The organism is Leucobacter allii (assembly GCF_022919155.1).
Lineage (GTDB): Bacteria > Actinomycetota > Actinomycetes > Actinomycetales > Microbacteriaceae > Leucobacter > Leucobacter allii.
This window is the reverse complement of sequence record NZ_CP095045.1, coordinates 864,308-876,899: the sequence shown is the minus strand read 5'-3', so window position 1 is coordinate 876,899 and position 12,592 is coordinate 864,308. Positions and strand designations below refer to the sequence as shown.

Sequence of the window (12,592 nt, the reverse complement as noted above, 5' to 3'; positions counted from 1 at the left end):
TCCCTCCCGCCGATGCGGGCGCGCGCGGTCCGCGCGAGGCTGACGGCATGGACTTCCTCGACACCGTCCCCCTGCCCGCCGCGCTCGCCCTGCTGGCCCTGCTCGACGGGCTGAGCGTCGGGACCCTCCTCATCCCGCTGTTCTTCCTCATCGCGCCGGGGCGGGTCCGCGCCGGTCGCATCCTGCTGTACCTCGCGACGATCACCGGCTTCTACCTCGTCATCGGCGTGCTCTTCCTGCTCGGGCTCGGGAGCATCATCGAGTTCGCCGCGGACGCCCTCGCGAGCGACGCCGGAGCGTGGCTCCTGCTCGTGATCGGCGTCGCCCTCTTCGCCTCCGGGCTCCTGGTGTGGGCCGCGGACGCCCGCCGCCGCCGGCTGGTCGCGGCGGGCCGCGCGGCGCCCGAGACGGGGCGCATCGTGCGCTGGCGCGAGCGGGTGCTCGACGAGCGCGCGAGCGGCGGCGCGGTGATGGGCGTGGCGATCGCCGCGGGGCTCGTCGAGATCGCCGGCATGCTCCCCTACCTCCTGGGCATGACGATGCTCGCGGGATCCCCGCTCGGCGCTCCGGCACGCGTCGCGTACCTCGCGGGATACTGCGCGGTCATGGTGCTCCCCGCGCTCGTGCTGCTCGCCGCGCGCATCGTCGCGGCCCCCGTCGTCGCCGGCCCCCTGGAACGGCTCGCCGCCTGGTTCCAGCGCACGGGGGCCGAGAACACGTCGTGGATCCTGTGCATCGTCGGCTTCCTCGTCGTCCGCGGCGCAGCGCAGCGCCTCGAGATCGCGCTGCCGATCATCGGCTAGCGCGCCGCGGCCCCGGGACGCCAGCAGCGCCCTCCCCAGCACCGCGGTCCCTCGCCAGCTCGTCCCGTCACCCCACCGTCCATCCGCGGAGCACGTTGAACACGTCGAACACGTCGAATTCACGCGAACCGGGGGACACCCGACGCATCGCACCGGTTCGCGTCATTTTCAGGGCGGGGCGGGGGACAGAGCGGGCGAGGCGAGACAGCGGGGTGGGATAGGGCACGGCACCGCAGAGGGGGCGGGACGGGGCGGGACGGGGCAGCACGGGACGGGCCAGGACGGGACGCAGCGGACGAGACGCCGCAGGCCCCCGATCCGCGTCACCGCGAGTCGGGGGCCTGCGTGGCCGAATGCGACGGCTCAGAGCGCGGCGAAGGCCGCGCGCAGCAGCTCGGCGGTCTCGGTCGGGGTCTTCCCGACCGTGACGCCGGCGGCCTCGAGGGCCTCCTTCTTCGCCTGCGCGGTGCCGGCCGAGCCGGAGACGATGGCGCCGGCGTGGCCCATGGTCTTGCCCTCGGGCGCCGTGAAGCCGGCGACGTAGCCGACGACCGGCTTCGTGACGTGCGCCTTGATGTACTCCGCGGCGCGCTCCTCGGCGTCGCCGCCGATCTCGCCGATCATCACGATCGCCCGCGTCTCGGGATCCGCCTCGAACGCGGCGAGCGCGTCGATGTGCGTCGTGCCGACGACGGGATCGCCGCCGATCCCGATCGCCGTGGAGAAGCCGAGATCGCGCAGCTCGTACATCATCTGGTAGGTCAGCGTGCCGGACTTCGAGACAAGCCCGATGGGCCCCTTGCCGGTGATGGTCGCCGGGGTGATGCCCGCGAGCGCCTCGCCCGGGGTGATGATGCCCGGGCAGTTCGGCCCGATGACACGGGTCTTGCCGCCGGTGGCCTTCGCGTGCGCCCACAGCTCAGCGGAGTCCTTGACGGGAACGCCCTCCGTGATGATCACGAGGAGGCCGATGCCGGCGTCGATGGCCTCGACCGCGGCATCCTTCGTGAATGCGGGCGGCACGAAGGCCACGGAGACGTTCGCGCCCGTCTCGGCCATCGCCTCGGCGACGGTCGCGAAGACCGGCAGCTCCACCGGGGCTCCCGAGGCGTCGGTGTGCGTGACCGTCGTGCCGGCCTTGCGGGCGTTCACGCCGCCGACGACGTTCGTGCCCGAGGCGAGCATGCGGGCGGTGTGCTTGGTGCCTTCGCCGCCCGTGATGCCCTGGACGATGACCTTGGAATCCTGGTTCAGGAAGATCGACATAGTGCTAGTTTCTTTCCGAGTCTCGTCGTGGTCAGCGGGCGTTCGCCAGCTCGGCGGCCTTGTCGGCGCCCTCGTCCATGGTGGCGGCCTGGGTGACGAGCGGATGCGCGGCCGCATTCAGGATCGCGCGCCCCTCCTCCACGTTGTTGCCGTCGAGCCGCACGACGAGGGGCTTGTTGGCCGCGTCGCCGAGCTTCTCGAGCGCGCCGACGATGCCGTTGGCGACCGCGTCGCATGCCGTGATGCCGCCGAAGACGTTCACGAACACCGCCTTGACCTGCGGATCGCCGAGGATCACGTCGAGCCCCGCCGCCATGACCTCGGCCGAGGCGCCGCCGCCGATGTCGAGGAAGTTCGCCGGCTTCACGCCGCCGTGGCGCTCCCCGGCGTAGGCGACGACGTCGAGCGTCGACATCACGAGGCCCGCGCCGTTGCCGATCACGCCGACCTCGCCGTCGAGCTTCACGTAGTTGAGATCCTGCGCCTTGGCCTTCGCCTCGAGCGGATCCTCGGAGGACTTGTCCTCGAGCGCCTCGTGCGCGGGATGGCGGAAGTCGGCGTTCGCGTCGAGCGAGACCTTGCCGTCGAGCGCGACGATCTCGCCGCCGCCGGTGAGCACGAGCGGGTTCACCTCGACGAGGGTGGCGTCCTCCCCGGAGTACACCTCGTAGAGCTTCTGGAACACCGGGACGACCTTGCCGACCAGCTCCTCGGGGAAGTTCGCGGCGCGCGCGATCTCCTCGGCCTTCGCGGAGTCGATGCCCGTGATCGGGTCCACCTCGACGCGCGCGAGCGCCTCGGGCTTCTCCACCGCGAGCTGCTCGATCTCCATGCCGCCCTCGACGGAGCAGAGGGAGAGGTAGGAGCGGTTGGCGCGATCGAGCAGCACGGAGAAGTAGTACTCCTCGGCGATGTCCGCCCCCGCCGCGACCATCACGCGCTGCACGACATGCCCCTTGATTTCGAGACCGAGGATCGCCTGCGCCGCCTCGAACGCCTCCTCGGGGGTCTTGGCGACCTTGACGCCGCCGGCCTTCCCGCGCCCGCCGGTCTTCACCTGGGCCTTGACGACGACCACGCCGCCGAGCTGCTCGGCGGCCGCACGCGCCTCCTCCGGCGTGTCCGCGACGATGCCGGCAAGCACCGGCACTCCGTATCGCTCAAATAGATCTCGTGCCTGGTACTCGTACAGATCCACGTACTGTCCTTCGTTCGGGAGTATTCGGTGTCTGAGGCAGAAAAATGTCTCGATGTCGAGATAAGTCGACCGCGCGCCAGTCTACCATCGCCGCATGAGCGCGATCCCCGCGCCCAGTGGGGTATCGCGGCCTCAGCGCCGCCGTTTCGCGCGGTAGAGCTCGGCGTCCGCGCGCTCCAGGGCGCCGTCGAGATCCTCGCCGGGGACGAGCTCCGCGATGCCCCAGGACCAGCGGTACGGCGACGCCTCGCGCAATCGCCGGATCATCGCCTCGGCGGCCTCGGCGTCGCCGCGCAGCAGCACCGCGAACTCGTCGCCGCCGAGCCTCGCGACGAGGCCGAGGTTCTTCGCGAAGGGCGCGCGCATGCCCACCGCCCCCGCCCACGCGCCCGCGGAGTCGCGCAGCGCCGCGTCGCCCGCGGCGTGACCGCCCTCGTCGTTCAACTGTTTGAAATCATCGAAGTCGATGATCGCGATCGCCGAGGCATCGCCCTCGCGCTCCGCGCGGGCGCGCAGCCGCGGGCTCAGCAGCAGCAGTCCGCGGCGGTTGAGCGCGGACGTGAGCGGATCGGTGAGCTCCTCGTGATGCACCTGGCGCCGCACCGCGATCGCCCCGCCGAAGCAGAAGACGGCGATGAGGATCGCGTAGGCAATGACGATGACCCCGGACACTTGACCACCGCCGAAGTCGGGGTTCCAGACGAGCGTCAGGGACACGCGCGCCACGGTGAACGCCATATAGCAGTAGGCGACGGGCCGCGCGAAGAACCAGGCGACGTAGAGCGCCGTGAGCGGCAGCTCGAGCAGCGCGTTCACACTCGCGTGGAGGTGCTGGGCGTTGAGCAGCAGGAAGCTCGACCACGCCGCGCTGACCAGCACCATCGCGAAGCCGCCCCACCGGGGAAAACGGCTGCCGAGCGCGAAGGGCAGGATCGCCCCGAGCGCATAGACCGACATGAAGACGATGACGAGAGCGAACTGGAAGTGCGGGTGCCCGACCGCCAGATCGACGGCGAAGACGATCGCGAGCACGAGCGAGACGGTCCCCGTGACGAGGGAGAACGGCGACTGCCGGCGCAGGAACGCCTCCGCGGCGGCGCGCAGCACGGGCAAGCCTTCCCGTCCCGATTCGGCGTCCCGCTTCGGCCCGGAGTCCCGCGCGGACCCTCCGGCGGTCTCCGAGGCGGGCGGATCCGCGATCGAGGCCGTCGGCGCGGCGTCCGAGGCCGCGCCGACCTCGGACGCTCCGCGGGTGCGCCGCTTGCGCGCGTAGAGCGCCCGGTCGGCCCGGTCGAGGATCGTCTCCGGGGTGTCGCCGGGCAGGGGCTCGGCGATCCCCCACGACCAGGCGTGCTCGCCCTGCTCGATCAGGCGCGCGACGATCTCCGCCGCCTCCCGCGCGCTCGTCCGCGGCAGGAGCAGGGCGAACTCGTCTCCCCCGAGCCGCCCGATGACGTCCCGTCCACGGATCCGCGTGCTCCAGGACATCACGGTGCGGGTGAGCGCCGCATCCCCCGCCGCGTGCCCATCGCGGTCGTTGAGCGCCTTGAGCCCGTCGAAGTCGATCGCGACGAGGGCGAAGGATCCCGGAGCGCCGGCCCGGCCGAGGGACCGCTCGAGCCGCTCGCGGAACCCCGACCGGGTGAGGGCGCCGGTGAGGGAGTCCGTGCTCGCGGCGCGGAGTTGCCTGCGCCAGAGGTAGAGTCCTGCGCCGTAGCAGACGGCGAGGGTGAGCAGGGCGTGCACCGCGACCGGGACGCCGAGGATCCCGTCGCGGTGCAGCAGCGGGTTCATCGCCATCACGATGCCGAAGCAGAGGAGGCACGCGGCGATGAGCAGCCCGGCGAGGCGCGGCGCGATGAACCACCCGAGGTAGAAGGCGATGATGGGCAGCTGCTGCACGGAGGCGACCACCGACTGGGGGTCGCCGGCGAGGCTCAGGTAGTAGCTCTGCGCGGCGATGAAGACGATCGTGCCGACGATCCCGAGTGCACGGGGAACCCGGCGGCCGCTGAGGAAGCTCGCGGCGCTGCACCCGAGGCAGAACACGAGAAGCGCCCAGCTGATCCAGCGGTGCTCCAGGTGCGTGTGGAAGAGGAGGTCGACCACGACGGTGAGCGCGAGCAGCAGGGTCGCGAAGATCAGGAACAGCGAATGCGGGCTCTGATCCCGGGCCCGATTCGACAGCCACCGCATGCCGGTTCCCCTCCCGTCGTCGATCTCGACCCGGCAACTGGCATCCGGGCACCACTGATCCACCCCACGACTGCGCGGTTCCCGCGCCGGCCCATCCCCAGGGACAGCGTACACATGCGATTCCGTGGAACTCCACAATGCGCCCAGAGACTCGCCGCCCGTTCGGCCGGATCGGGAGCGACGGGTACACTCGAGGCGACCGTCGCCGTGCCGGTCCTCGTGAGGCCGGAGGCAGCCCGTACATCGGTCGCAGATGGAGTTGATCGCGATGAGCACCGGACAGGACCCCAAACCGGAGGGACTGCGCGCGCGGAAGCGCCGCGCCACCGAGAACGCGATCGAGACCTCCGCCGTGCGTCTCGCCCTCGACCTCGGCGTGGAGCACGTCACGGTGGAGGCGATCTGCGAGGGTGCGGACATCTCCCGCAGCACCTTCTTCAACTACTTCGCGGCGCGCGACTACGCGATCGTGGGCCGCGCGATCAGCATCCCCGAGGGCACCGAGGCCTTCGCCGTGCTCGACAGCTCCCCGGACGACCTGCCGCTCGGCATCTTCCGGCTGCTGTTCGCGGCGATCGGGCACACCCACGTGAACTCGGAGGTCGCCCGCATGCGCACCCGCCTCATCACGGAGCAGCCCGAGGCCGCCCGGATGACGCTCGCGACCCTGCTCGAGTCGAGCTATCACCTGATCGCGCTCGTCACGGCATGGCTCGCGGCCCATCCGGAGCACGCGAAGCTCGACGCGCCCGAGCGGGAGGCGGTGCTCGCGGTGTCGCTCGTGCACGGGGCGATCACGGTGCAGATGAGCACGTGGATGGCCGGCGAGGGCGACGTCAACGCCGAGGACGACGATCTGCACCGGGTGATGGCGGAGTACCGCGCGTTGCTCGCCTGACCCGATGCTCGCGGCGGTGCCGCCGCGAGGCGGTCGGCGCCGCGGCATGCCGCCGCGAGGCCGGCCCGAGCCGCGGCCTAGTCGGCTGCGCCGGCCTCGATCTTCTCGATCGGGGCGAGTTTCACGAGCAGCTTCCGCTCCCCGACGGCGTCGAACACCACGTGCGCGATCCGCTTCGACCCGGCCCCGCTGACGCCCGTCACGCGGCCCTCGCCGTACTCGTCGTGGCGGATCCGGTCGCCGGTCCCGAGCTCCAGGTCCCCGTTGTCGCGCGCGCTGCCGCCGATGAGGTTCGGGAAACCGCCACCGGCGGCCTGCGCCGCCTTGGCCTGCCGCTTGCGCTCGCGCCACTTGTCGAGCGCCGACTGCATGTTCCCGCTCGCGGGCTCGGAGACCGCGGCCGCGCCCGATCCCCTGCCGGCCGCGCCGGATCCGAACGACACGGCCGAGTCCCGGGACGTGCCGCGCGCGCCGGATCCGTAGCCCGAGCCCCGTGGCGCGTTGAGCGCGCGCGAGGCCGTGCCGCCGCGCCCCGTGACCTCGCCGGGCGACTGGCGCCAGGCGATGAGCCCCTCGGGGATCTCCTGCAGGAAGCGCGAGGGCATCGCCACCGAGACGTCCCCGAAGGTGGCGCGGGTGGAGGCGAGCGTGAGGTACAGCCGTTCCCTGGCCCGGGTGATACCCACGTACATGAGCCGGCGCTCCTCGCTGATGCCCCCGACCTCGTCGACCGACATCTGGTGCGGCAGCAGTCCCTCCTCGACGCCGGTGATGAACACGGCCTTGAATTCGAGTCCCTTCGCCGTGTGCATCGTCATCAGCGAGACCGTACCGCTGGAGTCGTCGAGGTCGTCCGCCGCGGCGACGAGGCTCACCTCGGTGAGGAAGGCGAGGAGTCCGGCCCCCGGCTGCTTGACGTCGAACTCGCGGGCCACCGCGAGGAGCTCCTCGAGGTTCTCGGCGCGCGCGTCGTCCTGCGGGTCGCGCTTCGCGCGGAGCTTCTCGATCATCTCCGTCTCATCGAGGATCAGCTTCAGCACGTCGCCCACGGGCGCCGGGGCGGCCTCCTCGCCCGCGACATCGCTCGCGCCCCCGCCCGCAGCCATCCGCGCGGCGCGCAGCAGCAGCGCCGCGAGCTCCCGCACGGTCGTGCGCAGCTTCGGCCCGAGCGGGCCGACCTCGTCGGCGCGCGCCATCGCCTCGTGGAAGGAGACTCCCTGCGCCTCCTGGAAGTTCGCGAGATGCGCCTCGGCCATCGGCCCGATCCCGCGCTTGGGTGCGCCGAGAAGGCGGGACCAGGCGATCGGATCGTAGGGATTCGCGATGCTCGTGAGGTACGCCATCGCGTCCTTCACCTCGGCCCGCTCGTAGAACTTCGTGCCCCCGAGCACGCGGTACGGGATCGCGGAGCGGATGAGCAGCTCCTCGAGCGCGCGCGTCTGCGAGTTCGTGCGGTAGAACACGGCCACGTCGCCGTAGGCGATGCCGGCCCGATGCAGGTCCTCGATCTCCTCGGCCACGAAGCGGGCCTCGTCGTGCTGCGAGTACCCGGTGAAGCCGACGATCTGCTCGCCGTCGCCCTCCGAGGTCCAGAGGTTCTTATCCTGCCGATCGAAGTTGTTGCCGATCACGGCGTTCGCGGCGCTCAGGATGTTCTGGGTCGAACGGTAGTTCTGCTCGAGCTTCACGACCTCGGCGCCGCGGAAGTCCCGCTCGAACTCGACGATGTTGCGGATGTCGGCGCCGCGGAAGGCGTAGATCGACTGGTCGGAGTCGCCCACCACGGTGAGGCTCGCCGGCGGAATCCGCCCGGAGGCGTCGAGCTCGCGCTCCCTGGCGGGCGGCATCAGCCCGGCCACCTCCTCGGGCTCCACCGGCTTGGTGAGCTCGCGGATGAGGGAGTACTGCGCGTGGTTGGTGTCCTGGTACTCGTCGACGAGGATGTGGCGGAAGCGCCGCTGGTAGACGGCGGCCACGTCGGGATGCGCGCGGAAGAGATGCACCGTCTGACCGATGAGGTCGTCGAAGTCGAAGGCGTTGGCGCGCCGCAGCTCCTGCTCGTACATCGTGAAGATCTCGACGAAGAGCCGGTCTCGGGGGTCGCTCGCGTTCATGGTCGCCGCGTAGGCGCCGGCGTCGGCGAGCTCGTTCTTCAGCCGCGAGATCTTCGCGCCGGCGTTCGCGGGCGTGAAGCCGTAGGTGTCGGCGTCGAGCTCCTTGATGATCCGCTTGAGGAGCGCGCGCGAGTCGGCGGAGTCGTAGATCGTGAAGCCCGAGACGTACCCGAAGCGCTCGGCCTCCCGCCGCAGGATGCGCACGCAGGCGGAGTGGAAGGTCGACACCCACATGCCCTGGGAGGCCTCCCCGAGCAGCCCGTCGATGCGCTCGCGCATCTCGGCCGCCGCCTTGTTCGTGAAGGTGATGGCGAGGATCTGGCTCGGCCACGCCTCGCGCTCCCGGATCAGGTGGGCGATGCGGTGCGTGAGCACACGGGTCTTGCCCGAGCCGGCGCCCGCGACGATCAGCAGCGCGGGGCCGCGCGCGATCACGGCGCGCTCCTGCGCCGGATTCAGGCCGTCGAGGAGGGCGTCCGTCCCGCCGGCGGACTGCGCGCCGCCGATCGGGACGCCGGAGGGGTCGAGAAGTTCGAAGTCGCTCATCGTGCGACCAGTCTAGGCGGAGCCCCCGACACCCGGACGCGTCCGACACAATGGAGGGGTGACCGACTCCCCTCGCCCCTCCGTGCTCGTGTTCGCGACTGGCGGCACCATCGGCATGCACGCGACCGACGCGGGGCTCGCCCCCGATCCCGCGTTCCCCGACGTGCTCGACGCGCTCGTCGCCGGCATCTGCGTCCCGCTCGCGGTCGACTGGCGCATCAACCACCTGCAGCCGCCGATCGACAGCGCCAACGCCGACGCCGAGACGGCGCCGAAGATCGCGCGGGCCGTCCGCGCCCGCGCTCGCACGCAGCGCCCGCGCGGCATCGTGATCCTGCACGGCACCGACACGCTCGCCTACACCGCGGCGAGGCTCGCCTTCGAACTCGGGGACCTCGGCATCCCCGTCGTCGTCACCGGCAGTCAGCTCCCCCACGGCGCGCCGGGTACCGACGCCGGCGCGAACCTGTCGCTCGCGGTCCGCGCGGCCGTGCGGGCCGCCAGCACCGCCCCCGTCTCGATCGCCTTCGGCGGCGCGATCCTGCCCGCCGTGCGCGCCGAGAAGCACCACACGAGCGCGCTCGGCGCGTTCCGGGCGGAGGTCGAACTCGCCCCCGCCCCCGCGGGCGTCCCGCCCCGGCTCCCCGAGAGCGTCGCCTCGCTCGCCCCGGCGCGGGTGCTCGCCTTCCGCTTCACCCCCGGCGTCGTCGCCGAGGACCTGCGCGGGGCGGTCCTCGGCCGCCCCGCGGGGCTCGTCCTCGAGTGCTACGGCTCGGGCAACGGGCCGATGGCGCGGCCCGGCATGCTCGGCGCACTGCGCGAGGTCTGCGACGCGATCCCCGTGGTCGCGGTGTCGCAGTGCGCGCAGGGCGGCGTCGACCTCGGGCGCTATGCGGTCGGTCGCGAGCTGGCCGCGGCCGGGGTCATCGACGGCTCGGACCTCACCGTCGAGGCCGCGCTCGCGAAGCTCGGCTTCCTGCTCGACGCCGGCTACCGCGGCGCCGAACTGCGCGCGCTCGTCGAACGCAATCTCGTCGGGGAGTGCCTCGGCGCCTGACGGCGCCCGGCTGCGCGGGGCGGGCGCCCGGCTGCGCGCGGCCGCCGCTCGGCCGGATCGCGGATCAGCGCGTCTCCGCCCGGCGAATGGCGACGCCGAGATCCGGGTGGTCGACGAAGATCCCGTCGACCCCGGCCCGGAGGATCAGCGCGAACTCGTCCTGCCAGTCCCCCCATTCGGCGCCGCGCAGGGAGGACTGGTAGCGGAGGTTGAGGTAGCGATTCTCCGGGCGGAGCGTCCACGTGTACACGCGCAGGCCGTGATCGTGCGCGCGGGCGGCGAGATCCGTCGTGCCGGTCGCGCGGCCGAGCGCGTTCACGCGGATGAGATCGCCCTTCGCGACGCTGATCCCGTCGACCCGGTCCGCGAGCAGTGCGAGACCGGCGTCGCTCCGGTACCAGGCGTACCCGCGCGACGGCGCCCCCGCGAGCGGTTCGTCGGCCGGCGCGCCGGAGCGCTCGGCGAGGAACACGATCTCGGCGCCCGCTCCCGCCGCGCGCATCCGATCCAGCACCCCGAGCTCGAAGCACTCGATCACGAGCCGATCGGGCCGGGCGTCCCACCCGGTCGCCGCGAGCTCCGCGAGCAGCAGCGCGCCGATGTCGATCCCCTGTCCGAGGAGGAAGCGCGCGTGCTTGATCTCGACGACCACGCCGATGCCCCGGCCGAGGCGCGCGCTCTCGGCGTCGACGATGGCGAGCACATCGCGCAGCCGCAGGATCGGCTCGGCGCCGTCGTAGGCCCGGTTGTCGGGGCGGACCTTCGCCAGCCGCTCTCGGCAGCGCAGCGTGGACAGCTCGGACCACGTGAAGTCCTCCACGAACCAGCCGTGGACCCGTGTGCCGTCGACCGTCTTCACGGTGCGCCGACCGCGGAACTCCGGGCGGCTCGCCACGTCCGTGGTGCCGGAGATCTCGTTCTCGTGCCGCACGACGAGCACGCCGTCGCGCGTCGCGACGATGTCGGGCTCGACGGCGTCGGCGCCGAGCTCGCAGGCGAGCCGGTACGCGGATGCCGTGTGCTCCGGGCGGTACCCGGGGGCGCCCCGGTGGCCGATGACCAGCGGTCCGGGAGCCGTGTGCTGCATGGCACCAGCCTAGGACACGGGCGCCGCATCCGCCTGGCGCGCTCCGCGTCCTTGGACGGGGTACGGGAATCCCAGCGCATCCGAAGCTGCTGTCGATAGTCTGGGAATCTGACATACGCCTGGAAAGGATTCCGACGCATGAGCAACCCGGCTCTCAGCAACAACCCCGCACTGAACGGCAAGACCCTCACCGCGGACGAGCTGCGCCGCATCTACGACCAGCCCGCTGCGCAGACGCAGCGCCCCGGCATCGACGACGCGGCCACGGGCGCCGCAGCGGTGAACGCTGCTGCGCAGGCCGGCTTCGGCGGTCAGCAGCCGCCCACGGCCGCGCCCTCCGAGAAGCCGATGACCTACGAGAACACGATCTCCAAGACCGTGCTGCTCTTCGTCGTCGTGCTCGCCTTCGGCGCGGTCGGCTGGTTCGTGCCGATCCTCATGCTCCCCGGCGCGATCATCGGCCTCGTCCTCGGCCTCGTCAACTCCTTCAAGAAGCAGCCGAGCGTGCCGCTCATCGTGCTGTACGCCGTCTTCCAGGGGCTCTTCCTCGGCGGCATCTCGCAGGTCTTCGAGGCGCAGTGGTCCGGCATCGTCTCCCAGGCCGTCATCGGCACCCTCGCGGTGTTCGCGGTCACGCTGCTCCTCTTCCGGAGCGGCAAGGTGCGCACGAGCCCGAAGATGACGAAGATCTTCATGGTCGCGATCTTCGGCTACCTCGCCTTCTCGATCGTCAACGTGATCCTCATGCTCACCGGCGCGAACCAGGATCCCTGGGGCCTGCGCGGTGCGACGCTCTGGGGCATCCCGCTCGGCGTCGTCATCGGCGGGCTCGCCGTGCTGCTCGCCGCCTACTCGCTCGTCATGGACTTCGAGCTGATCCAGAACGGCGTCAAGAACCGCGTGCCCGAGAAGTGGGCCTGGTCGGCCGCCTTCGGTCTCATGGTGACGCTCATCTGGCTGTACGTCGAGATCCTCCGCATCCTCGCGATCCTCCGCGGCAATAACTGACCCGGAAGACGCGACGACCGAGCGCCGGGCCCCACGGGGCCCGGCGCTCGGTCGTTGCGGGGCCGGGAATCGCGGCGGCGGGGTGCTGAGCTTCCGGCACGAGTGCAGCGTACGATGCGGATCGGTTCGCTGCGGCGCCGTGCTCGCTGCGGCGCCGGGCCCTCTGCGGCGCCGGGCGCCGCCGGCGCCGCACCGTCCGTGAGGGATGCGGCTTCGGTGAGCCCGAAACCGCCGATCCGGGCTCACCGACGCCGCATCCCCGACCGACGGGGCGACGGGCGAACGGGACCGCACGGACCGGACGGGAGACGACGAGCGGAGACCGCACGGGAGACGACGAGCGGAGACGACAAGGAAACGGCGTGAGCCCGGCCGCAGCCGGGCTCCGCCGTACGGGTGCGCGCGGAACGCGCGGTCAC

Annotated in this window: 9 protein-coding genes; 4 read left to right on the top strand and 5 right to left on the bottom strand. The window is 71.8% G+C overall.

Annotation, left to right across the window (positions count from 1 at the left end):
- The first annotated feature begins 47 nt into the window (after positions 1 to 47).
- A complete protein-coding gene (locus MUN78_RS03980) occupies positions 48 to 803 on the top strand; it encodes a GAP family protein (protein WP_244728935.1) in 756 nt (251 codons plus the stop codon).
- 363 nt (positions 804 to 1,166) lie between these two features.
- On the opposite strand, the gene sucD is transcribed toward MUN78_RS03980, so the two are convergent.
- The 3 genes from sucD to MUN78_RS03965 all read right to left on the bottom strand — a co-directional run bounded on the left by sucD (position 1,167) and on the right by MUN78_RS03965 (position 5,463).
- On the bottom strand, positions 1,167 to 2,069 hold the full coding sequence (gene sucD / locus MUN78_RS03975; protein WP_244728933.1) for a succinate--CoA ligase subunit alpha: 903 nt from the start codon (positions 2,067 to 2,069) through the stop codon (positions 1,167 to 1,169).
- Positions 2,070 to 2,100: 31 nt separating this feature from the next.
- On the bottom strand, positions 2,101 to 3,267 hold the full coding sequence (gene sucC / locus MUN78_RS03970; protein WP_244728922.1) for an ADP-forming succinate--CoA ligase subunit beta: 1,167 nt from the start codon (positions 3,265 to 3,267) through the stop codon (positions 2,101 to 2,103).
- Positions 3,268 to 3,399: 132 nt separating this feature from the next.
- Positions 3,400 to 5,463, bottom strand: coding sequence for a GGDEF domain-containing protein (locus MUN78_RS03965; protein ID WP_244728920.1), 2,064 nt, complete (start codon positions 5,461 to 5,463; stop codon positions 3,400 to 3,402).
- Between the two features lie 268 nt (positions 5,464 to 5,731).
- Between MUN78_RS03965 and MUN78_RS03960 the strand changes: the two genes are divergently transcribed.
- Positions 5,732 to 6,361, top strand: coding sequence for a TetR/AcrR family transcriptional regulator (locus tag MUN78_RS03960; RefSeq protein WP_244728918.1), 630 nt, complete (start codon positions 5,732 to 5,734; stop codon positions 6,359 to 6,361).
- 77 nt (positions 6,362 to 6,438) lie between these two features.
- Here MUN78_RS03960 and MUN78_RS03955 read toward each other — a convergent pair whose 3' ends face one another.
- Positions 6,439 to 9,021, bottom strand: a complete 2,583-nt coding sequence (locus MUN78_RS03955) for an ATP-dependent helicase (RefSeq protein WP_244728916.1) — start codon at positions 9,019 to 9,021, stop codon at positions 6,439 to 6,441.
- 58 nt (positions 9,022 to 9,079) lie between these two features.
- Here MUN78_RS03955 and MUN78_RS03950 point away from each other — a divergent pair, with 58 nt between their 5' ends.
- Entirely contained in the window at positions 9,080 to 10,078 is a 999-nt protein-coding gene (locus MUN78_RS03950; RefSeq protein ID WP_244728914.1) for an asparaginase domain-containing protein, read from the top strand.
- Positions 10,079 to 10,142: 64 nt separating this feature from the next.
- On the opposite strand, the gene MUN78_RS03945 is transcribed toward MUN78_RS03950, so the two are convergent.
- Entirely contained in the window at positions 10,143 to 11,165 is a 1,023-nt protein-coding gene (locus MUN78_RS03945) for a glycerophosphodiester phosphodiesterase family protein (protein WP_244728912.1), read from the bottom strand.
- Between the two features lie 138 nt (positions 11,166 to 11,303).
- Between MUN78_RS03945 and MUN78_RS03940 the strand changes: the two genes are divergently transcribed.
- Positions 11,304 to 12,173, top strand: a complete 870-nt coding sequence (locus MUN78_RS03940) for a Bax inhibitor-1/YccA family protein (protein WP_244728911.1) — start codon at positions 11,304 to 11,306, stop codon at positions 12,171 to 12,173.
- Positions 12,174 to 12,592 lie beyond the last annotated feature (419 nt).

What these genes read in the sequence shown, in the direction of transcription:
- MUN78_RS03940 (WP_244728911.1), top strand. Translation starts at nt 11,304, where the DNA reads ATGAGCAACCCGGCTCTCAGCAACAACCCCGCACTGAACGGCAAGACC.
- MUN78_RS03955 (WP_244728916.1), bottom strand. Translation starts at nt 9,021, where the DNA reads ATGAGCGACTTCGAACTTCTCGACCCCTCCGGCGTCCCGATCGGCGGC.
- MUN78_RS03960 (WP_244728918.1), top strand. Translation starts at nt 5,732, where the DNA reads ATGAGCACCGGACAGGACCCCAAACCGGAGGGACTGCGCGCGCGGAAG.
- sucD (WP_244728933.1), bottom strand. Translation starts at nt 2,069, where the DNA reads ATGTCGATCTTCCTGAACCAGGATTCCAAGGTCATCGTCCAGGGCATC.
- MUN78_RS03965 (WP_244728920.1), bottom strand. Translation starts at nt 5,463, where the DNA reads ATGCGGTGGCTGTCGAATCGGGCCCGGGATCAGAGCCCGCATTCGCTG.
- MUN78_RS03945 (WP_244728912.1), bottom strand. Translation starts at nt 11,165, where the DNA reads ATGCAGCACACGGCTCCCGGACCGCTGGTCATCGGCCACCGGGGCGCC.
- MUN78_RS03980 (WP_244728935.1), top strand. Translation starts at nt 48, where the DNA reads ATGGACTTCCTCGACACCGTCCCCCTGCCCGCCGCGCTCGCCCTGCTG.